Raw genomic sequence first — 22448 nt, forward strand, 5'->3', positions numbered from 1 at the left:
GACGGTCGCGAGGCCGACCGGCTGAAGAGCCGGGCACCCCGGCATCCGATCAGTGGTTGACGAGGATGAGCAGCAGCGCGCCGAGCACCGCCGCCGCGCACACCGCGAAGCACGCGTAGGCGCCCACGAGCGACAGGCGCTTCTGCCCCTCGCTCAGGGGGTTCTTCTTCGCCGCTTTCGCCACGGCCTTCTCATGACGGCGCCGCTGCTTGTCGGAGAGCACCGTGATGGCATCCGTGAACTCCACCGGTGCCACCAGCGGCGGACGCCCGCCGCGAACGAGCAGACGCAGACCCAGGGCGTAAAACGTCACGACGATCGAGGCGCCCAGCAGGGCGGCGACGAAGACCTGCAGGAAGGCTTCCCAGTTGATGAGCATCAGGCGTCCTTCCCGGCCTTGGCGCGGTCGAGGCGGCGCTGGCGACGCGTGGGCCCGGGCTTACGGGGAACCTTGACCGCCGCTCCCGAGTCGGCGACCTCGCTCATGGCGTTGGCGGAGGTGACCGAGTCGCGGCGCGAGCGCAGGAACAACCCGAGGACGATCACGACCGCGATGACCGCGTCGACGGCGACACCCCAGCCGCCCAGCCACACCACGATCAGCGCGGCTGCAGCGCCCACGGCGCCGGCGGCGGGGAGGGTCAGCACCCACCCGATCATGATGCGCCCCACGGTGTTCCACCGCACGGTCGATCCGCGACGGCCGAGGCCCGATCCGATGACCGATCCCGAGGCGACCTGCGTCGTCGACAGCGCGAAGCCGAGGGCACTGGATGCCAGGATCGTCGCCGCCGTGGAGGTCTCGGCCGAGAAGCCCTGGGCCGGCTTGACGTCGGTCAGGCCCTTGCCGAGGGTGCGGATGATGCGCCAGCCGCCCATGTACGTGCCGAGGGCGATGGTGATGGCACAGGCGAAGACGACCCACAGCTGCGGGTCGGGGTTCGACGTCGACTGCCAGCCCACCGTGATGAGGGCCAGGGTGATGACGCCCATCGTCTTCTGCGCGTCGTTCGTGCCGTGGGCGAGGGCGACCAGCGACGACGTGAAGATCTGCCCCCAGCGGAAGCCGTCGCGCCCGTCGGCCTTCATGTCGTAGCGGCGGGTGACGCCGTAGGCGATCTTGGTCACGGCGAAGGCGATGATTCCCGCGGTCAGAGGCGCGATGAGCGCCGGCAGGATGACCTTGCTCAGCACAACTCCCGCATCGATGGCGCTTGCGCCCACGCCCACCAGCGTCGCCCCGATGAGGCCGCCGAAGAGGGCGTGCGACGAGCTCGACGGCAGACCCAGCAGCCACGTCAGCATGTTCCACGTGATCGCGCCGATGAGGCCGGCGAAGATGATCGGCGGGAAGATGTCGGGACTCAACTGGTCTTCGCGGATCATGCCGCCCGAGATGGTCTTGGCGACCTCCGTCGACAGGAAGGCGCCGACCAGGTTGAGGCACGCGGCGAGCAGGACCGCCACCTTGGGCTTCAGCGCACCGGTCGCGATGGGGGTGGCCATCGCGTTCGCGGTGTCGTGGAAGCCGTTGGTGAAGTCGAAGAAGAGTGCCAGCGCGATGACCAGCACGATGATGAGGGCTGCGCTCTCCACCGTTCGCTTTCCGTGAGAAGGAAGAAGGGATGCCGACGGGACCGGCGTGACGAACGAAGAGTTCACCTGGAGTTCGACACTCGTTCAACGAGGTCGCGACGACATCCTTTCACCGGCGGCGGCGATGGTCAAACGCGCACGGCGCGGGCCGCGCGGCATCCGGAGCGTCATCTCGGGTCGATGTCGGGACGGCGCACTACCGTGGAACGGTGACCGACCTCCAGCACCAGCCGACCCCGCCCGTCACCGAACGCCGCCCCGCGCCGCGCACCCACCACGGCGACACGTTCGACGACCCGTACGAGTGGCTCCGCGCGAAAGACGACGCCGAGGTCGTCGCCCACCTCGAGGCCGAGAACGACTACACGACGGCGCGCACCGCCGGCCTCGGCCCGCTGCGCGACGCGATCTTCGGCGAAATCAAGGGCCGCACCCTCGAGACCGACCTGTCGGTCCCCGCCCGGCGCGGCGACTGGTGGTACTACGGCCGCACCGTGGCGGGAGCGCAGTACGGCATCCAGTGCCGTGCGCCGCTCGGTTCCCCCGACGACTGGACCCCGCCGACCCTCTCCCCCGACCGCCCCGTCCCCGGCGAGCAGGTGCTGTTCGACGGCAACGTCGAGGCGGAGGGCACCGACTTCTTCTCGCTCGGCAGTTTCGAGATCTCCCGCGACGGCACGCGCATGCTCTACGGCATCGATGTCGCCGGCGACGAGCGTTACACCCTGCGGGTGCGCGACCTCACCACCGGCGAGACGCTCGCCGACGAGATCCCCGGAACGTTCTCGGGCGCCTCCTTCTCACCCGACGGCCGCTTCATCGTCTACACCACGGTCGACGACGCGTGGCGGCCCGACACCGTGTGGCTGCACGAGATCGGCACCCCCGTCGATGCCGACGTGAAGCTCTTCCACGAGAGCGACGACCGCTACTGGGTCGGCGCCGACTTCACCCGCAGTGACCGCTACCTCGTCATCGAGATGGGCTCGTCGATCACGAGCGAGGAGTGGCTCCTCGACGCCGACGACCTCCGGGGCGAGCCCCGCGTGGTGTGGCCGCGACGCGAAGGCGTCGAATACTCCTCGTCGCACGCCCTGGTCGACGGCGAAGACGTGCTCTACATCCTGCACAACGACGGCGCCCTCGATTTCGAGCTCGTGCGGGTCTCGGCATCCGACCCCCAGGGGGCGCGCGAGACGGTGATCGCCCACCGCGCCGGCCACCGTCTGCTGGGTGTCGACACGTTCCGCGACTGGGGCGTGGTCGGCTACCGCCGCGACGGGCTCGCGCGCCTGGGCATGCTGTCGTACGCCGACGGCGCCGTGACCGAGATCGCGTTCGACGAGCCGCTGTACAGCGTCGGCACGGGCGGCAATCCCGAGTGGGCTCCCCCGGTGCTGCGCCTCGGCTACGGCTCGTTCGTCACCCCCGGCACGGTGTACGACTACGTCGTCGACACCGGCGAGCTGCTGCTGCGCAAGCGCCAGCCGGTGCTCGGCGGCTTCGACCCGGCCGATTACGGGCAGGCGCGCGTCTGGGCGCCCGCCGACGACGGCACGCGGGTCCCCGTGTCGCTGGTGTGGAAGCGCTCGTTCGGCGAGCCCGGCGCGTCGCCTCGCCCCGTGCACCTCTACGGCTACGGCTCCTACGAGCACTCGATCGAGCCCGGCTTCTCGGTGCCGCGTCTGTCGCTGCTCGACCGGGGCGTCGTCTTCGCCGTCGCCCATGTGCGCGGCGGCGGCGAAATGGGTCGTCAATGGTACGAAGACGGCAAGCTGCTCGCCAAACGCAACACCTTCACCGACTTCGTCGCCGCGGCGCGTCACCTCGTGTCCGAGGGCTACACCACCCCGGATCGCATCGTCGCCGAAGGCGGCAGCGCGGGCGGCCTGCTCATGGGCGCCGTCGCCAACCTCGCTCCCGAGCTGTTCGCCGGCATCCTGGCCGATGTGCCGTTCGTCGACGCGCTCACGACGATCCTCGACCCGTCGCTGCCGCTCACCGTCATCGAGTGGGACGAGTGGGGCGACCCGCTCCACGACGCCGAGGTCTACGCGTACATGAAGTCGTACTCGCCGTACGAGAACGTCCGCGACGGCGTCACCTATCCGCGGATCCTCGCGGTCACCTCGCTCAACGACACCCGCGTGCTCTATGTCGAACCGGCCAAGTGGGTCGCGCGCCTGCGCGAGGTCGGTGCCGACGCGATGCTCAAGTGCGAGATGGTCGCCGGCCACGGCGGCGTCAGCGGCCGTTACAACGCCTGGCGCGAGCGCGCGTTCGAGCTGGCGTGGCTGCTCGACGTGCTCGGCCTCGCCGACTGACACACCGGCCGGCGCTGCCTTACCCGGCGCCCCTCAGCGGAACGCCCCGTCGCCTCGTGCGGCGGGGCGTTCCTATCGCCTGGCGCGGCGGGGCGTCCCTATGGCCTCGTGCGGCGGGGCATACCCGTGTCCCACTTCGTGCGAGTTGAAGGCCTCGAATCTGCACAAAGTGGGACATCCACGGCCCGCAGCCCCGCGCAGCCCCCGCGCATGTCCCACTCGGTGCGGAAAAAGGGCCTTGATTTCGCATTTCGCACGAAGTGGGACATGGACTCCGGCGGCGCGGAGGCCGCGGCGGCTCCTCCCCGGCCCCGGCGCGAGGATCGTTGTCCACAGATCTCGGTCGTCCGCCGCTACCGCATTCGCGGCGCAGGCATCCTCGGGGGATGTCCGACCACACACTGATCTTCTCCGTCCGGGATGCCGTGGCAACGGGGCGCTCGCGCTTCGCCCTGCGCCGCGTCGGCATGCGGGTGCCGTACACCGGCGTGCGCTCCCTCGCTGTCCGGCCGCCGTTGACCGACCTTCGCGGCCGGGCGGCGGAGTACGCCCCGCGACTGCGCGAGGGACAGTTCTTCAGCCACGAGACCGCTCTCGGGTTGCTCGGCGCTCCCCTCCCCGCGTATCCGTGGGTGCCCGGCATCCATGTATCAGCGCACCGACCCCAACGTGAGCCGCGAGTCCGCGGCATCCGGGGCCACCGGCTGCAGACGCGGGAACGCGCCGTCTCATTCACCTCGGAAGGGTGGCCTGTCGAGCATCCCGTGCGAGCCTGGCGGCAATGCGCGACGTTGTGGGGCATCGACGACCTCGTCGCCGCAGCCGACTTCCTTCTCACGGACGCACACCCACGCGTCGAGGTGGAGGACCTGCGAGCCGAGATTGAACGGATGGGTGATACCGCCGGTCGGGCGCTGGCGCGCGCCCTGGCGCAGAGCCGCCGTGGTCCCCGATCTCCGGCGGAAACGCGCCTTCGACTGGTTCTCGCACGCAACGGCCTGCCCGCGCCGGAGATCTCCTGGGTGCTGCGCGACGCCCGTGGCGCCTTCCTTGCCGAGCTGGACCTGGCCTACCCCGACTGGAGGATCGCAGCGGAGTACGACGGCCGGGTTCATGCCGAGGACGTGCGGCAGTTCGCCCGAGACGCCGACCGATGGGATGCGATCCGTGCCTGCGGCTGGCAGCACGTTCGCATCCTCGCCCACCACATGCGCGAGAACGGCCAACCAGCGGTTCGGAAAGTGCGCGAGGCGCTTCGCCGCGCGGGCTGGCGAGGATGAACGTTCGCATGTCCCACTTCGTGCCGGTTGCGGCTCCGTAAACTGCACCAATCGGGACACGACGGGTCGCGGACGATCACGACGGGAACGCCCTGCCCCGCACACAGCACGACGCCCCGCCCCGCGCGAAGCGGGACGGGGCGTCGACGGGCGAAACTCAGCCGAACAGCGCGGCCGCCTCCTCGTAGCGGTAGAGGGGCACGCTGTTGAGCTCGCCGAGGGCATCGGCGAAGGGCACGCGCACGATGTCGGTGCCGCGCATGGCGACCATCTGGCCCCACGCGCCCTCGTGCAGCGCGTCGGCGGCGTGCAACCCCAGGCGGGTCGCGAGCACACGGTCGAAGGCCGACGGCGATCCGCCGCGCTGGATGTGGCCGAGCACCGTGGCGCGGGTCTCGATGCCCGTCAGCCGCTCGATCTCGGGCGCGAGCAGTTCGCCGATGCCGCCGAGACGGGGGCGGTTGAAGGCGTCGAGGCCCTTGTCGCTGAACGCCTCGTCCATGCCGGTCAGCTTGAAGCCCTCGGAGACGACGACCAGCGGCGCGCGCCCGCGGTCGTGGGCCCGGGAGACCTGCTCGACGATCTCGTCGATCGACATCGGCACCTCGGGGATGCAGATGACGTGCGCGCCCGCGGCGATACCGGCGTGCAGCGCGATCCAGCCGACGTGCCGGCCCATGACCTCGGCCACCATGCAGCGCTGGTGCGAGTCACCGGTGGTGCGCAGGCGGTCCATGGCATCCGTGGCGATGTTGACGGCGGTGTCGAAGCCGAACGAGTAGTCCGTGGCGCGAAGGTCGTTGTCGATCGTCTTAGGAACGCCGATGACGTTGATGCCGTCGTTCGACAGGCGGTCGGCCGCCGCAAGAGTGCCCTCGCCGCCGATGGCCAGGATGCCGTCGAGTCGGTGCCCGTACATCGTCTTGGAGATGTTCTCGGCGCCGCCGCGCGCACCCTCGTAGGGGTTGGTGCGGCTCGTGCCGAGGATGGTGCCGCCGACCTTGGACAGCCCCTTCACCTCGTGACGCGTGAGGGGGAAGAAGTCGCCGTCGACGACGCCCCGCCAGCCGTCGCGGATGCCGACGAACTCGATGTCGTAGTTGGTCGTGCCCTTGAGCACGACGCCACGGATGACCGCGTTGAGCCCGGGGCAGTCGCCGCCGCTGGTCAGGATGCCGATCTTCATGGGCAGAGTCCTCAAGTGCTGTGGTTCGGGTGGGGTCGGCGCCGTTGCCGTCTTCGACCTTATCGCCGCGGGCGGGACCGCTGCCACACGGTGACGGAGGGGCGAGGGATGCCGCAAACCCGACGCCGACGTCCGCCGACGGCCCGCCGCGCATGGCGTGACGAGCACACCGGATGCCGCGATCCGCGCCGGTTCTGCCCCGCCGGCGTGACGGACACAGGAGATTGCAACGAGAACAGGCTGTCTCTACCGCGATCGGCCTGTTTTCGTCGACCTCCCTGTTCTCGTGACGACGCCCGCCGGGGGCCTCCGCCACCGTCCCGGCGCGCCGAGGCTCGCTTGATTTCCGGATCGACGCGCGAACGCCCCGGCGCCGAAGCGACCCGGGCGTCCACTCCGCGGCGCGCGAACGCCCCGGCGCCGAAGCGACCCGGGCGTCCACTCCGCGGCGCGCGAACGCCCCGGCGCCGAAGCGCCGGGGCGTCCGTGAGGAGCCGGGTCAGGCCTTGCCGAGCGCCTGACGCAGCAGGTGCATGAGCGCCGACAGCTGCACCGAGTCGCTCGAACCCGGCTCGATGGCCTGGCCGTCGAGGGCGCGGGCCGCGAGGCCCTCCTTCGAGTCGATCAGCTCGGCGATCTTCGTGTCGATCGTGTGTGCGGCGATGATGCGCCACGCGGTGACGGGCTCCTCCTGGCCGATGCGGTGCACGCGGTCGATGGCCTGCGTCTGCTCGGCGGCGGTCCACGACAGTTCCGCGAGCACGACGTTCGACGCTGCCTGCATGTTCAGGCCGACGCCGGCGGCGGTGAGCGAACACACCGCGATCCCGACATCGGGGTCGGTGTTGAACGCGTCGATCGCGGCCTGGCGCGCGGTCGAGGTCTGCTCGCCGCGCACCGAGACCGCCTTGAGACCGGATGCCTTGAAGTGGGCCTCCGCGGCATCCATCACGTCGATGTGCTTGGCGAAGAACACGACCTTACCGACGGAGCGCTGCAGCTGCACGGCGTAGTCGGCGGCGAGGTGCGCCTTGGCCTGACCGATGCGGCGGACCATCGTGAAGACGTTCTCGCTGCCCGAGCCCGCGGCCTTGGACTCCTCGAGCTCGCCGTGGGCGACGAGGCGGACGATGTCGTCGTCGATCTCGCCGGGGGCGAGGCCCCGGTCACCGCGCGCCTCGAGGATGCGGCGGTACTTCGCCGCCAGCCGCGCGCCGAGCTCGCGCTCGGCCTGACGGATCGACCGCCCGTACTCGTCGTCGAGCTCGACGGGGAGGTCGGCCACGAGCTTGTCGGGTAGGTCGGCGGCGACGTCCTTCTTCTTGCGCCGCACGATGCCCATCGAGATCACGGCCTCGCGCGCCTCGGGGTAGAACGCCTTGTCGGCGGGTGTCAGGCCCGTGGCATCCAGTTTCTCCATCAGCTCGGGACCGGGCTTCTCGCCGTTGGTCCAGCCGAGGAAGCGCCAGATCGCGTCGAAGTCCTCGACGTCGTTGATCAGCGGTGTACCGGTGAGGGCGAGCATGAGCGGGTCGCGCGTCTGCTGGCGCACACGGGATGCCAGGGCGAGCACGTTCTGCGAGCGCTGCGAGGTGAGGTTCTTGATGAAGTGCGCCTCGTCGACGACGACGCCCTTGAGGCCGATCGACGACAGCCACGAGAGGTGCCGGTCGAGGATCTCGTAGTTGACGATGAACACGTCGGCGAAGGCATCGATGTCGGCGCCGCCACCGGAGATGACGGTGGCGCGGCGCTGCGGCGTCCAGCGCTGCACCTCGCGTGCCCAGTTCATCTTGACGACGTTCGGGACGACGACGAGCAGCGGGTACGCGTCGGCGACGGATGCCGCCAGCACCGACTCCGCGGTCTTGCCGAGGCCCGGCTCGTCGGCGAGCAGGAACGAGCGGTGACCCAGGCGGACGGCCTCGAGGAAGCGCGACTGGTGCGGCATGACCTCGAGCCCGCGCGGCGACAGCCGGTCGAACTCGGGCACGGGCGGCAGGTCCATGCTGGCGGCCGACCCGCCGGCGCCGGTCTCGAACGCCTTGTACAGCGGCCCCATCAGCTCCCAGCCGTCGAGGCGGCGGCGCGGGGCGTCGCCGGTCGGGCGTGGCGTGAGGTCGGGCGCGAGGAAGGGGTTGGCCATCTGGCGCGCCTCGATGGATGCCGGAACGACCTGCTTCTCAGCGAGCGCCGCCGGCACGACCGGGGCGATCTTGGGCGTGTTGTCGGTGATGATCAGCTCGTCGGGCGGCAGCTCGGCACCGGACTCCAGCAGCCAGTCGCGGCGCATACGGCGGGCGACGGGCGAGGTGGCCTGGTCGACCTCGAGCAACTGGATGAGCGAGGTGTCGCGCGCGGCGGTCTTCGCGAGGATCGTCGCCACACCGTCGAGACGCTTCAGCAGCTCGGCGCGGGCGGCGTCGGTGATCTCGGTGTCGGCCTTGACCCGGGCGCGCTCCTCGCGGACGAGGAAGGCGATCACCTGGAACTTGACGCGGTTGGTGGGCCCGAGCTTGCCGCGCTGCGCCTTCGCCTCGACCTCGCGCACCTTGCGGGCGAGGATCGGGATGACGGGGGCTTCGTCGTCGCGTCGGGATGACGTGGTCTTTCTGCGCCGCTGGTTCGAGCTACGGGCGGCGGTTGCCGTGGTCGGCATGCTCCTCCTGAGCGTGTCGTCCGGATGACAGTCCGGAGCGTCCGGCGAATGCCGGTGGATCAGTGACCCCGGGATGACGTCGCTCGAACCGCCGCCGGAGAAGCGGTGTCGGCGACCCGCAACGCGTCTTCGCCGGAACGGTTCGCGAGACAGCGGATGTCGGGATCGTCCCTATTCTAGCGGCCTCGGCCGGTGGAGCGTCGGTCCTGTGCGGTTCGGGGCGTGTTTCGCCGTTCGGGGCGGGTTGTTCCCGCCCCGAACGGCCGGTCCCGCCCCAAGCGGCCGATCCCGCCCCGAACCGCCGATCTCGCCCCGAACCGCCGATCCCGCCCCGAACCGCCGATCCCGCCCCGAACCGCCGATCCCGCCCCGAACGGCCGATCCCGCCCCGAACGGCCGATCCCGCCCCGACCCCTGCAGCCGGACGCACCGCGAGCGCGCAGAGACCCGGGCGCCCTCACACCGCCCGGCGCAGACGAAGGCTGTTGAGCACCACGAACACGCTCGAGAACGCCATGGCCGCGCCCGCGATCATCGGGTTCAGCAGCCCGAGGGCCGCCAGCGGAAGAGCCGCGACGTTGTACGCGAACGCCCAGAAGAGATTGCCGCGGATGACGCGCATCGTGCGTCGGCTGAGGCGCACCGCGGTGACGATGCCGCGTGGGTCGTCGCGCATGAGGGCCACGTCGCTGGCGTGCAGCGCGGCATCGGTCCCTCCTCCCATGGCGATTCCCAGATCAGCGGATGCCAGAGCGGCGGCGTCGTTGACCCCGTCGCCGACCATGGCGACGGTGCGTCCGTCGGCGCGCAGGGCCGCGATCTCGGCGAGCTTGCCCTCGGGCAGCACCCCCGCGCGCACCCGGTCGATGCCGAGCTCGGCCGCGACGGCTCCGGCGACATGCGGGTTGTCGCCGGTGAGGAGCACCGGCTCGAGACCCATCGCGCGAAGCTCTGCGACGGCACGGGCGCTCTCGGGCCGGACGGTGTCGGCGACCTCGATCACCGCCCGCGCGCGCATCGCCCCGGCAGCATCGGCCCATCCGGCCACGACCACCGTGCCGCGCTGCTCACCGTCGGCGACCGCCGCCGCGAGCGCGTCCGGCAGCGTGGCGCCGAGGTCAGCGGCGAGTTCGGGACGCCCGGCGAAAACGCGCACCCCGTCGACGACCCCGGTGATGCCGCGCCCGGGAAGTGCCTCGAGATCCGTCGCCACGGGCCCCTCCCCCGCCGCCGCGACGATCGCGTGAGCGACCGGGTGCTCCGATCCGCGCTCGACCGCGGCGATACGGCGGAGGGCGTCAGCGGCATCCTGGGACTCCGCGGGCGTGACGCGCGCGACGCTCATGCGACCCGAGGTCAGGGTGCCGGTCTTGTCGAGCACGATCGTGTCGATGCGCTCGGCCGACTCGAGGGCTGCGGGGCCGGTGACCAGGATACCGAGCTGGGCGCCGCGGCCGGTGCCGACGAGGATCGCGATGGGCGTGGCGAGCCCCAGCGCGCACGGGCACGCGATGATGAGCACGGCCACGGCCGCGGTGAAGCCGGCCGCGACGGGCTGACCGGCGACGATCCAGGCGACGAGTGTGAGCGCCGCCAACACGATGACCACGGGCACGAACACGCCCGAGATGCGGTCGGCGAGGCGCTGCACCCGACTCTTGCCGAGTTGCGCGTCTTCGACCAGACGCGCGATGCGGGCGAGCCGCGTCTGCTCGCCGACGCCCGTGGCGCGCACCACGAGCCGGCCGCCCGACGCGATCGTGCCGCCCGTGACCGACGAGCCCGGACCCACGTCGACCGGCAACGATTCGCCGGTCAGCATGCTCTCGTCGACCGACGCGCGCCCCTCGAGCACGACACCGTCGGTGGCGACGGTGGCACCCGGGCGCACGACGAAGACGTCGTCCACGGCGAGCGCGTCGATGTCGATGCGGCGCCCGTCGGCGAGTTCGGCCTCGCGCGCCCCCAGATCGAGCAGGGCCCGCAGCGCTGCCCCCGCCCGACGTGTCGATCGTTGCTCGATGACGCGACCGAGCAGCAGGAACACCGTCACCGCCGCCGCGACCTCGAAGTAGACCACCGACGTGGCGTCGTGCACGGGGCCGAACAGCATGACCTCGTGACGGATGCCGATGCGCCCGGCGCTGCCGAAGACGAGGGCCCAGACGCTCCAGAGGTAGGCGGCGAAGGTGCCGAGGGTGATGAGGGTGTCCATCGTGGCGGCGCCGTGGCGCGCGTTGCGCAGCGTCGCACGGTGGAAAGGCCATCCGCCCCACAGCACGATGGGGGTGGCGAGCACCAGCGACACCCACTGCCAGCCCGGGAACTGCCATGCCGGGATCATGCCCAGAGTGACCACCGGCACGGCGAGTCCGAGCGACACCCACAGGCGCACGCGGAGCGGGGTCGTGCCGGGGGCGTCGGCCGTGTCGTGCACGTGGGCGTGCGTGTCGGCCGACGCATGCTCGTGGGCGCCGGGTGCGGTGCTGTGGGCGCCGGAAACGTTCTCGTCGCCCGACGCGTGCGCATGGGCGCCGGCGGCAACCTCGTGTGCGCGAGCAGACTCGCGCTCGCCGGGGGCGAACGCCGCTGCCGGGTGAGGAGAGAGCGGCGGAGCAGAAGCCGAGTCGAGCGAGCGACCGGTCGTCGCGTCGATCTCGCCGCCGGGCGCCGGAACAGGCACGGCACGGGGCGCCGGCGTCTCGGCATCCCGAGTCGGTTCCGCGGTGGCCGACGAGGGGCCGCCGGTCGTGCGCGCCCCACCGCGCGCTCGCACGGTCGCGTCATAGCCCGCGGCCCGGACAGCGCCGACGAGCGCCGCGGTATCGAGCCCGGCGGGATACCGCACCCGGGCGGTCTCGGTCGCGAGATTCACGGCGGCCGTGACGCCCTCGACGCGGCCCAGCCGTTTCTCGACCCGGGCGACGCAGCTCGCGCACGTCAGGCCCTCGATGTCGAGCACCGCCTCGGCGGTGGGTGCGGCGGCATCCGTGTTCTCGCTCATGGCTTCCTCTCCGGTCACCTCGTCTTAAGCAGGATACCCCCTGGGGGTATTCCTCGCCCGGTCGCCCGACACGATGCAGGAGTCTCGCCGGTCGAGCCGTCGCTCGGCGCGTCGTGGTGCGCCACGGAGACCGGATCTCCTGCGTCCTGTCCCGGCACAGGCGCCCCTGCACCCGCGCGTCGCGGACAGTCCGCAGCTGCGCACCGCGGTGCGGCCGACCGCTCCGCCGTGGCTCCCGCCTCCCGCGGCCATGTCCCCTCCGCGTGCCCGCCATCCGCCCTCGCGCGGCCGCGCGACCCTACGCTGGAAGAGTGGCCGAGACGATGACGCGCGAGCAGCGCACCGTACTCGCCATCGCCGTGCTCGCCTCGTTCGTGTCGTTCCTCGACGGCACCGTCGTCACCGTCGCGCTCCCCGCCATCGCCGCAGACCTCGGCGGGGGCCTGTCGACCCAGCAGTGGGTCGTCGACGCGTACCTCGTCACGCTGGGCGCGTTCATCCTCGTCGCCGGGTCCCTCAGCGACGTCTTCGGCCGCGTGGTCGTGCTGCGGGTCGGCTTGATCGGTTTCGGCATCACGTCGGTTGCGATCGCCGCTGCGCCGACGGCCGAATTCCTCATCGTGGCGCGGGCGCTGCAGGGCATCGCGGGAGCACTGCTGGTCCCGAGTTCCCTCGCGCTCATCACCTCCACCTTTCGCGGACCCGCCCAGGCGCGCGCGATCGGCATCTGGACCGGCGCCACCACCGTCGCGATGATCGCCGGTCCGCTCATCGGCGGTGTGTTCGTCGACACGCTGTCGTGGCGCCTGGTTTTCCTGGTCAACGTCCTGCCGATCGCCGTGACGATGTGCCTGCTGGCGCGCCTGGGCCATCGCGACCACCGTCGCCCCGGCGCCCGCGTCGACGTGGTCGGGGCCGTGCTGTGCGCGGCGGGTCTCGGCGGCGTGGTGTTCGCGCTGATCGAGCAGCCGAACCTCGGGTGGGCCTCCCCCGTGATCTGGATGCCGGGACTCATCGGCGCCGCCGCCTTCGCGGGCTTCCTCGTGCGGCAGCGACTCGCCCGCGACCCGATGATGCCGCTGGATCTCTTCCGCTCGCGCAACTTCTGGGCCGGCAACCTCGCCACGGTCTTCGTCTACGCCGCTCTGTCGCTCAACGGCTTCGTCGTGAGCGTGTACCTGCAGCAGGGCGCGGGGCTGCCCGCCACCCTCGCGGGGCTCGCGTCGCTGCCCAGCACGATCCTGATGATCGTGCTGAGCTCGCGCATGGGCTCCCTGGCCGGTCGCTACGGCCCCCGGCTGTTCATGACGCTCGGGCCGCTCGTGATGGCCGTGGGATCGCTCCTGCTGCTCAGCGTCGGCGACCAGTTCGACTACTGGACGCAGGTGCTCCCCGGCATCGTCGTCTTCGGCCTGGGTCTGACCGCGACCGTCTCCCCGCTCACGGCCGCCGTGCTCGGCGCGATCGAGAGCGAGAGATCGGGTATCGCCTCGGCGGTCAACAATGCCGTGTCGCGCGTCGCGGGGCTCCTCGCGATCGCCGCCGTGTCGGCGGTCGTCGGCGGCGCGCTCGACCTCGACGGCTTCCATCGCGCGGCCATCGTCACCGCCGCGCTGATGGTGCTCGGCGGCGCGGCGTCGTTCCTCGGCATCCGCAATCACCTGTCGCGCGCGGACTGACCTCCCGCGCACGTGCGCCCCCGCCCCCTCGTGACTCGCGCCGCGAGCACGCCCAGCCCACCGTGACTTGTGGCGAACGCCCGCCCCACACGCATCCCCACGAGCACACGCCGCAAGTCACTGCTGGAACGACGCCTCAGAGCCCGGGGCGCACCCCAGGGCCCGGCACCCGGGGCGCACCCCGCCGAGGCGCGCGACGCCTCAGCGCAGGATCGCGCGCGTGCGCTCCACGTCGTCGGCCATCTGCACCAGCAGCGCGTCGATGCCGTCGAACGCCGTCATCCCGCGGACGCGCTCGACGAAGCGCACCTCGACGTGGTGGCCGTACAGGTCGAGGTCGGTCTCGTCCAGGACGTACGCCTCGACCTGCCGGGCGTGCACGTCATCGAACGTCGGATTCGTGCCCACGCTGATCGCGGCCGGATAGCTGATGCGACGTGTCCCGTCGACGTCGACGAGCCAGCCGGCGTAGACGCCGTCGGCGGGTACGAAGCCCTCGAGGTCGTGGGAGAGGTTGGCGGTCGGGTAGCCCAGCTCGCGCCCGCGCTTGAGGCCGTGGACCACCTCGCCCCAGACCGACGGAGCGCGACCGAGCAGACGTGCGGCGGTGGTGACGTCTCCCGCGCTCAGCGCCTCGCGGATCCAGGTCGACGACACGCGCCGGTCGGCGTGCACGGCGCGCACATCATCGACGACGTCGACGCGGAAGCCGTGCTCGGCGCCCATGCGCTCGAGAAGGGCGGGGTCGCCCACCCCGGCGGCACCGAAGCGGAAGTCGCGGCCGACCAGCACCGTCCGCGCGTTCAGGGCGTCGACGAGGATGCCGCGCACGAACTCCTCCGCCGGGATCGACGCGAGAGCGTCGTCGAAGGTCAGCAGCAGGGTGGCATCCACTCCGGCGCGTTCGAGCAGGTCGAGCTTCTGATGCGGGCCGATCACATCGGGCGGGCAGCGATCGGGACGCAGGACGCTGAGCGGATTGCGGTCGAAGGTCACCGCGACCACCTCGGCGCCGTCGGAGGCGTCGACGCGCGCGCGGTCGATGACCGCACGGTGGCCGGTGTGCACGCCGTCGAACTTGCCGATCGCGACGACCGACGGCCCGAAACCCGCGGGGATCTCCGCGGGATCACGGAACACGATCACGTCGTCGCCCGACGGTGACGCATCAGCCACCAGAGCCCCAGGAACGGCAGCACGAGAGGGATGAACAGGTAGCCGTAGCCGTATACCGACCAGACGGTGGGGTGCTGGAACAGCGCCGGGTCGACCAGGCTCAGCGTGCCGACGACGAGCACGCCGACCAGCTCGAAGCCGATCGCGATCCACGCCACGCGGTACCAGGCGGGCCGCGCCGAGAAGATCAGCGCGAGGGTCGCGAGGATGTAGACGACCGCGGCGAGCGCCGACAGCGAATAAGCCAGCGGGGCGTCGTCGAACTCGCGCGCGATCTGCACGAACGAGCGGCCCGTGGCGGCCAGCGCCATGATGCCGTAGACGACGACGAGGACACGGCCGATGCCGGTCATCCCCCGGGTGCGGGTGGGAGTGGTGGATGCCATGACCCCTCGATTCTAGTTCGCCCGCGCCCCCGCCGCCCGGCGTCCGGCGCCTATGGCTTCGACGGGCGCAGCGACCGGGGGCTTCGACATGCTCAGTCACCTCCCGACGTTCTGAGCTTCCGCCTCGCCTCCCTCTGCCCGCCGGCGCTCCTCAGGTCCCTGAGCCCGTCGAAGGGACCGGAGGCCCCGCGCGCGGGCACCGCGGCATCCGGCCGTCAGGCGATCTGCACGGTCCAGATCTGGTGCATGCGCCACACCATCACGGCGACGGCGAGGGCGGCGACGCCCATGACGACGGTGCTCCAGCGGCTGCGTTCGAGCAGCGCCCACGCCGCGCCCGCGATCGGCACAAGCGCCGCCGACACGAGGTAGGTCCAGAACTCCAGCAGGCTGCCCGTCGGCGGGTTGCCCGCGAACGGCGCGATGATCGCGACGACGATCTGCGCGATCAGCAGCAGTTCGATCAGCGCGAGCGAACCGACCGTCACGTCTCCGGGACGACGGCCGATCAGGCCCGCGGTGATCGCGACGAGGCCCGCGAGCACGGCGACGCCGACCTGCGCGAGCGTGAACCACAGGATCATCGGGCGGCCTCCTCGGGCATGTTCATGACGCTCTTGAGCTGCGCCCCGCGCTTCTCGACGATGCCCACCAGCTGCCCGTCCGGGTCGATCGCGGCGGCGACGGATCCCGTGAGGCGTCCCCCGCCGTCGATGCGCTTGCCGTGGCGCAGGTCGCGCGCTTCGTCGGCGCCGACGGCGATGGCGCCCACCACGACCGAGGCGGCGGTCGCGGGATTCACGAGGCGCTCCTCGGCGATGTCGTCGACGGATGCCGCGGCGGCGACGTCGAAGGCGCCGATACGCGTTCGGCGCAGCGCCGTCAGGTGACCGCCCACGCCGAGGGCGCGGCCCAGATCGCGCGCGAGCGCGCGGATGTAGGTGCCGCTCGCGCAGTCGACGACCACGTCGAGCTCGATGACGCCGTCGCCGCGGCGGGTGTCGAGGATGTCGAAGCGCGAGACGGTCACGCGCCGCGCCTTCAGGACGACCTCCTCGCCCGCGCGCGCGAGGTCGTACGCGCGGCGCCCGGCGACCTTGATCGCCGACACCGTGCTCGGCACCTGGTCGAGCTCGCCGGTGAGGTCGGCGATGCCCGCGGCGATGGCGTCGTCGGTGACGGCGGTGGCATCCGCTCGCGCGGTCTCGACCCCGTCGGCGTCGTCGCTGTCGGTCGCGACGCCCAGCAGGATCGTCGCCTCATACGTCTTGTCGGCGCCGACGATGTAGGTGAGCAGTCGGGTCGCGCCCTCGACGCCGAGCACGAGCAGCCCGGTCGCCATGGGGTCGAGGGTTCCCGCGTGCCCGATCTTGCGGGTGCCGAGCGCGCGCCGCGCCCGCGACACCACGTCATGACTGGTGATGCCTCCCGGTTTGTCGACCAGGAGGATGCCGGGACGCGCCATCAGCAGAAGTCCCCGAACACCTGCACCGGGTGGGCGGGGTCGGAGTTCTCGACGATCGCCGACGCCGCCGCCTTCGGCCGCGACGTGCGGAGGTAGTGCTTCTCGGCATCCGGGAGTTCGGGGCGGGGCGCACCGATCGGCGGGTTGCTCTCGAGCCAGATCGAGTAGTTCCACAGGCCCCGCACCTCGGGGGTGTGGAGGAGGCGTCCGGAGACGACGAGCACCGCGTCGGCGGGTGCGCCCTCGACATCGGCGAACGGTTCCCCGGCGCGGAACGGCTGGACGAGGTCGCCGCGCACATCGGCTCCGTCGACGGCTCTCGCCCGGAAGACCGCCGTTCCGTCCTCGCCGAGCACCGCGGCGAAGGCGTCGGCGAAGCGCCCTGCCTCGTCGGCATCCAGCGCGTCGACGGCGACGACCACCCGTCCCGCGCGGGCGTTCTGCCGGAGAAGGTCGCGCAGGCTCCGCTGCAGGGTCTCGACGTCGTGCTCGCTGGACATGCTCCCAGCCTACTTTCGCGACCAGGCACGATCGCGAAGCGCGTGCCCCTCCCTGCGATAAACGCGATCCGCACGCAGAAACGCGCCGTCCCCGCGTTTCTGCCCGCAAACGCCGTTTCTGCGCCCTCGCCGAACGGCCCCGCGCGGACACTCCCCGCCCGGGCGCGAACCCGCCCCACCCTGCGATAAACGCGATCCACACGCAGAAACGCGCCGTCCCCGCGTTTCTGCCCGCAAACGCCGTTTCTGCGCCCTCGCCGAACCGCCCCGCGCGAACACTCCCCGCCCGGGCGCGAACCCGCCCCACCCTGCGATAAACGCGATCCACACGCAGAAACGCCTCCTCCCCGCGTTTCTGCCCGCGAACGGCGTTTCTGCGCCCTCGCCGAACCGCCCCGCGCGAACACTCCCCGCCCGGGCGTCGAACCCGCCCCACCCTGCGATAAACACGATCCACACGCACAAACGCCTCCTCCCCGCGTTTCTGCCCGCGAACGGCGTTTCGGCGCGACGCCCGCCCCGCGTCGGCGACCGTAGGCTGAACGGATGCCACAACTCGCCGCCCCGCTCATCGCGTGGTACCGCGACGCGGCGCGTGACCTCCCCTGGCGCCGCGAGGGGTTCGGAGCATGGGGCACCCTCGTCAGTGAGTTCATGCTGCAGCAGACCCCGGTGGCCCGCGTCATCCCGCACCTCGAGGCGTGGCTCACCCGCTGGCCGACCCCGGCCGATCTGGCGGCCTCCCCTCCCGGCGACGCCGTGACCCAATGGGCCAACCTCGGCTACCCGCGGCGCGCGCTGTGGCTTTATCGGGCGGCGGTCGAGATCCGCGACCGGCACGACGGAGTGGTGCCCCGCGACGTAGACGCGCTCCTCGCGCTGACCGGCATCGGCGACTACACCGCGCGCGCCGTCGCGGTGTTCGCGTACGGGGATCGGCATCCGGTGGTCGACACCAACACCCGCCGCGTGCTCGCTCGCGCCGTCGAGGGCAGCGCGCAGCCCGGCCCCCCGCATCGCCGCGATCTGGAGCGGATGGATGCCGAACTCCCCGACGACGTCGCGGAGGCGGCGATCGTGAACGCTGCGGCGATGGAGCTCGGCGCGATCGTGTGCACCGCACGGTCGCCGAAATGCGATGTGTGCCCGCTCGCCGGCCTCTGCGCCTGGCGCGCGGCGGGCTACCCGGAGTCGGAGGACCGGCGCCGCCGGCAGGCGACCTACGAAGGCAGTGATCGGCAGGCTCGCGGTGCGGTGCTCAGGGTGCTGCGTGATGCCGCCCCCGACGCCGTCCCGGTGTTCGCGGTGCTGCCCGACTGGCCGGATGCCGCGCAACGGGACCGCGCGATCGACTCGCTGGTCTCCGATGGTTTGGCCGAGGCGGTCGACGACGTGCTGCGCTTGCCGGGCCACCCGGCATCCTGATCCGCGGGTCGCGCCCGGCCGTGGCTCTTTGCACGCCCGCATGCCGCCCGCAGCGGGAGACGGCCGCGGCCTCGTCGTGCCCGGACGGCGACGCGATTCACTCGACGCGCGACGCGGCGAACGCCGTCCGACACCGCGTCACGCGTGCACGCCCGGATACGGCGAACGGCCGGATGCCACCCGCTCCGGGCGGCATCCGGCCGTGCGTCGGCGCGGGCTCAGGCCCGGGCGTCGTCTTCGTCGGTGTCGAGGTCGTCGTCTTCGTCGTGCTCGCGCGGCTTGACGTACGGGTCGGCATCGCCGGCGTACGTCGCCGACGCGGCCGTCGCGGCCACGGATTCGTCGCGTTCACGGGCCTCGCGCAGCAGCGCGGAGATGTGATCGGCGTTCTCGGGGATGGCGTCGAGGATGAACTCCAGTGACGGCGTGAGACGCGTGTTGAGGTGCTTTCCCACCTCGCTGCGCAGCATGCCGGTCGCCGACTTCAGCGCGGCGGCGGTGTCGGCGCGGTGCGCCTCGTCGCCCATGACGGTGTAGAACACCGACGCGCGCTGCAGGTCACCGGTGACGCGCACGTCGGTGATGGTCACGAATCCGAGCCGCGGGTCGCGCAGCCCCTTCTCGAGCCGCTCGGCCAGCACCACGCGGATGCGGTCCGCCACCCGGGCCTGTCGCTCTCCTGCCACGTCCTTCTCCTTCTCTTCCCTATACCGCCGCGAGTACGAGTGCCCCGTGGCTCGTCCCACCGGGCGGGGGTCCCACCGAGGGGAGCCGCACCCAGCGTAGGCCGGAGGCGGCGTGTGCCTCCGGGAGCATCGGGGTAGGGGCCCCGCTCTGCTCTCGGAGGCACACGCCGCCGCAGGCCGAAGCGGGAGCCGCACCCATAGGTGCGACCCCCGCCCCGTGGATCAGCCTCGCGGCTTCTCGACGAGTTCCGTCGTTTCGATCTCGTCGCCGACCTGGATGTCGTTGAACTTGCCCAGGCCGATACCGCACTCGAAGTCCGTGCGGACTTCGGTGACGTCGTCCTTGAAGCGGCGCAGCGACTCGATGGCCAGGCCGTCGGCCAGCACGACACCGTCGCGGATGACGCGGGCCTTGGCGTTGCGCGTGATCGTTCCCGACCGCACGATGACACCGGCGATGTTGCCGAACTTCGAGGAGCGGAACACCTCGCGGATCTCGGCGACACCCGACTGCACCTCTTCGAACTCCGGCTTGAGCAGGCCCTTGAGCGACTGCTCGACGTCGTCGATCGCGTTGTAGATGACGGAGTAGAACCGCACGTCGACACCCTCGCGGGCGGCGCGCTCGCGGGCCTTGGTGTCGGGGCGCACGTTGAAGCCGATCACGATCGCGTTGTCGATCGTGGCCAGGTTGATGTCCGACTCGGTGATCGCACCCACACCGCGGTGGATGATGCGCAGCTGGACGCTGTCGTCGACCTCGATCTTGAGCAGCGACTCTTCGAGCGCCTCGACGGCACCCGACACGTCGCCCTTGATGATGAGGTTGAGCGACTCGACCTTGCCCTCTTCGAGAGCGCGGGTGAAGTCCTCGAGCGAGATGCGCTTGCGGGCCTTGGCCAGCTGGGCATTGCGCTCGGCAGCCTCACGCTTCTCGGCGATCTGGCGCGCGGTGCGGTCTTCTTCGGTGACGATGAACACGTCGCCGGCTCGGGGGACCGAGTTGAGACCCTGCACCTGCACGGGACGCGACGGGTAGGCCTCTTCGACCGCTTCGCCGTTCTCGTCCATCATCGCGCGGACGCGGCCGTACGCCGTTCCCGCGACGATCGCGTCGCCGACGCGCAGCGTTCCGGACTGGATGAGCACCGTGGCGACCGAACCGCGACCCTTGTCGAGCTTCGCTTCGATCGCGACACCGCGGGCCGCCTTGTTCGGGTTGGCCGTGAGGTCGAGACCGGCGTCGGCGGTGAGCAGGACCGCATCCAGAAGGGCCTGGATGTTGAGGTTCTGTCGGGCCGAGACGTCGACGAACATGACGTCGCCGCCGTACTCCTCGGCGACGAGACCGTACTCGGTGAGCTGCTGGCGCACCTTGGCGGGGTTGGCGTCGGGCTTGTCGACCTTGTTGACCGCGACCACGATCGGCACGTTCGCCGCCTGGGCGTGGTTCAGCGCCTCGACCGTCTGCGGCATGATGCCGTCGTCGGCCGCGACCACGAGGATCGCGATGTCGGTCACCTGCGCACCGCGGGCACGCATGGCGGTGAACGCCTCGTGACCCGGGGTGTCGATGAAGGTGATCGCGCGCTCGATGCCCTCGTGCTCGGTCCAGATCTGGTACGCACCGATGTGCTGCGTGATGCCGCCGGCTTCGCCCGCGACCACGTTGGTCTGGCGGATGGCGTCGAGCAGTCGCGTCTTACCGTGGTCGACGTGGCCCATGACGGTGACCACGGGAGGACGGATCTCGAGATCGTCCTCGCTCTCGGCCTCGAGCTCGGCATCGAGGTCGAGACCGAAGCCCTCGAGGAGTTCTTTGTCTTCGTCCTCGGGCGAGACCATCTGGATCTTGTAGCCGAGCTCGGCACCGAGCACCTCGAAGGTGGCCTCGTCGAGCGACTCGGTCGCGGTGGCCATCTCGCCCAGGTTGAACAGGATGGTCACGAGCGTGCCGGGCTGCACGTTGTAGCCGCGCAGGGCCTCGAGCTTGTCGGCGAAGTCGGCGATGGACGCACCGCGACGCAGGCGGATGATCTCGCCGTTGCCCTTCGAGACGTTGACGCCGCCGACGACCGGCGCCGACCGCATCTCGAATTCCTGCCGCTTCGCCCGACGCGACTTGCGCTGCTTGCTCTTGCCGCCGCCCTTGCCGAAGGCACCCGCGGTACCACCGCCGGGGCCGCGACCGCGACCGCCACCACCGCCGGGACGACCGGCGAAACCGCCGCCGCCCGGAGCACCGGGTGCGCCGCCGGGACGCTGGAAGCCGCCACCGGCGCCGCCGGGACGACCGGGACCGCCGGGACGCTGCTGGAACGGAGCGCCGGGACGACCGCCGCCACCGGGACGACCGGCGCCACCGGGACGCGGAGCGCCGGGACGCGGGGCACCCGGACGCGGAGCCTGCGGACGCGGGATGTTGCCGGGAGTGGGACGCTGGCCCATGCCCTGCGCCGAGGCGAAGGGGTTGTTGCCGGGACGCGGGCCCGAGGGGCGCTGGCCCATGCCCTGCGACGACGCGAAGGGGTTGTTGCCCGGACGGGCACCGCCCGGGCGCGGGGGCGCGCTGGGGCCGGGCTTGGGGGCACCGGCACCGGGGGTCGGGGCGACGGAGCCGGGGCTCGGCGGCGACGACGGGGTCTTCGGCGCGGGCGCAGCGGTCTTCTCCGCCGGGGCCGCGGGAGCGGGGGCGGATGCCGCGGGCGCCGGCGCTGCCGGTGCCGGGGCGGCCGCGGGCGCGGCCGGAGCGGCGGGCTTCGCGGGCCCGGGCGTGGGGCCCGAGGGACGGGCACCGGGGGTCGCGGCGGGACGCGCCGGACCGGGGCGGGCGCCGGACGCGGGCCGCGCCGCGGGAGCGGCGGGCTTGGCATCCGAGGATCCCGACGAGCTCTCGGCCGCGAGGGCGGCGCGGAGCTTACGAGCCACGGGGGGCTCGATGGTGGATGAGGGGCTCTTGACGAACTCGCCGAGCTCCTTCAGCTTCGCAAGCGCGACCTTGCTGTCGACGCCGAGCTCGGAAGCGATCTCGTGCACGCGTGGTTTTGCCACAATTCTCCTGTCTGAGGGGTCTACCCCGGAC

Annotated in this window: 16 protein-coding genes; 4 read left to right on the forward strand and 12 right to left on the reverse strand. The window is 71.6% G+C overall.

Annotated elements, in window-relative coordinates; all coding sequences use genetic code 11:
- Nucleotides 1-49: 49 nt before the first annotated feature.
- Both QE410_RS11080 and QE410_RS11085 read right to left on the reverse strand, forming a co-directional pair.
- Entirely contained in the window at nt 50-379 is a 330-nt protein-coding gene (locus tag QE410_RS11080) for a peptidase (protein WP_307331751.1), read from the reverse strand.
- Nucleotides 379-1596, reverse strand: coding sequence for an inorganic phosphate transporter (locus QE410_RS11085; protein WP_307331754.1), 1218 nt, complete (start codon nt 1594-1596; stop codon nt 379-381). Before QE410_RS11085 ends, QE410_RS11080 begins: the two co-directional genes overlap by 1 nt.
- 209 nt (nt 1597-1805) lie before the next feature.
- On the opposite strand from QE410_RS11085, the gene QE410_RS11090 reads away from it, so the two are divergent.
- Entirely contained in the window at nt 1806-3920 is a 2115-nt protein-coding gene (locus QE410_RS11090; protein ID WP_307331756.1) for a S9 family peptidase, read from the forward strand.
- A gap of 386 nt (nt 3921-4306) precedes the next feature.
- On the forward strand, nt 4307-5200 hold the full coding sequence (locus tag QE410_RS11095; RefSeq protein WP_307331760.1) for a hypothetical protein: 894 nt from the start codon (nt 4307-4309) through the stop codon (nt 5198-5200).
- 157 nt (nt 5201-5357) lie between these two features.
- Here QE410_RS11095 and QE410_RS11100 read toward each other — a convergent pair whose 3' ends face one another.
- The 3 genes from QE410_RS11100 to QE410_RS11110 form a co-directional block, all read right to left on the reverse strand.
- Nucleotides 5358-6386, reverse strand: coding sequence for a 6-phosphofructokinase (locus QE410_RS11100; RefSeq protein ID WP_307331763.1), 1029 nt, complete (start codon nt 6384-6386; stop codon nt 5358-5360).
- Nucleotides 6387-6885: 499 nt separating this feature from the next.
- A complete protein-coding gene (locus QE410_RS11105; protein ID WP_307331766.1) occupies nt 6886-9045 on the reverse strand; it encodes a DEAD/DEAH box helicase in 2160 nt (719 codons plus the stop codon).
- Between the two features lie 457 nt (nt 9046-9502).
- Nucleotides 9503-12049 carry a cation-translocating P-type ATPase gene (locus tag QE410_RS11110; protein ID WP_307331769.1) on the reverse strand — a complete coding sequence of 849 codons (2547 nt, stop codon included), beginning with the start codon at nt 12047-12049 and terminating at the stop codon, nt 9503-9505.
- Nucleotides 12050-12372: 323 nt separating this feature from the next.
- Here QE410_RS11110 and QE410_RS11115 point away from each other — a divergent pair, with 323 nt between their 5' ends.
- On the forward strand, nt 12373-13728 hold the full coding sequence (locus QE410_RS11115) for an MFS transporter (RefSeq protein ID WP_307334489.1): 1356 nt from the start codon (nt 12373-12375) through the stop codon (nt 13726-13728).
- Nucleotides 13729-13929: 201 nt separating this feature from the next.
- On the opposite strand, the gene QE410_RS11120 is transcribed toward QE410_RS11115, so the two are convergent.
- The 5 genes from QE410_RS11120 to QE410_RS11140 form a co-directional block, all read right to left on the reverse strand.
- Nucleotides 13930-14874, reverse strand: a complete 945-nt coding sequence (locus QE410_RS11120) for a bifunctional riboflavin kinase/FAD synthetase (protein WP_307334491.1) — start codon at nt 14872-14874, stop codon at nt 13930-13932.
- Nucleotides 14871-15290, reverse strand: coding sequence for a hypothetical protein (locus QE410_RS11125; RefSeq protein ID WP_058232245.1), 420 nt, complete (start codon nt 15288-15290; stop codon nt 14871-14873). Before QE410_RS11125 ends, QE410_RS11120 begins: the two co-directional genes overlap by 4 nt.
- Nucleotides 15291-15505: 215 nt before the next feature.
- Nucleotides 15506-15874, reverse strand: a complete 369-nt coding sequence (locus QE410_RS11130; protein ID WP_058232244.1) for a hypothetical protein — start codon at nt 15872-15874, stop codon at nt 15506-15508.
- On the reverse strand, nt 15871-16755 hold the full coding sequence (gene truB, locus QE410_RS11135; protein WP_307331775.1) for a tRNA pseudouridine(55) synthase TruB: 885 nt from the start codon (nt 16753-16755) through the stop codon (nt 15871-15873). Before truB ends, QE410_RS11130 begins: the two co-directional genes overlap by 4 nt.
- Nucleotides 16755-17255: a hypothetical protein gene (locus tag QE410_RS11140; RefSeq protein WP_307331778.1), complete on the reverse strand. Its 501-nt coding sequence runs from the start codon at nt 17253-17255 to the stop codon at nt 16755-16757. Before QE410_RS11140 ends, truB begins: the two co-directional genes overlap by 1 nt.
- Before the next feature lie 546 nt (nt 17256-17801).
- Here QE410_RS11140 and QE410_RS11145 point away from each other — a divergent pair.
- On the forward strand, nt 17802-18680 hold the full coding sequence (locus tag QE410_RS11145) for an A/G-specific adenine glycosylase (protein ID WP_307331781.1): 879 nt from the start codon (nt 17802-17804) through the stop codon (nt 18678-18680).
- Nucleotides 18681-18898: 218 nt separating this feature from the next.
- Here the strand turns inward: QE410_RS11145 and rbfA are convergent, their stop codons facing one another.
- Both rbfA and infB read right to left on the reverse strand, forming a co-directional pair.
- A complete protein-coding gene (gene rbfA, locus QE410_RS11150; RefSeq protein WP_307331783.1) occupies nt 18899-19366 on the reverse strand; it encodes a 30S ribosome-binding factor RbfA in 468 nt (155 codons plus the stop codon).
- A 222-nt stretch (nt 19367-19588) separates the two neighbouring features.
- Nucleotides 19589-22417 carry a translation initiation factor IF-2 gene (infB, locus tag QE410_RS11155; protein ID WP_175456645.1) on the reverse strand — a complete coding sequence of 943 codons (2829 nt, stop codon included), beginning with the start codon at nt 22415-22417 and terminating at the stop codon, nt 19589-19591.
- Between the last annotated feature and the right edge of the window lie 31 nt (nt 22418-22448).

The organism is Microbacterium sp. SORGH_AS_1204, from assembly GCF_030818935.1.
Taxonomy (GTDB): domain Bacteria; phylum Actinomycetota; class Actinomycetes; order Actinomycetales; family Microbacteriaceae; genus Microbacterium.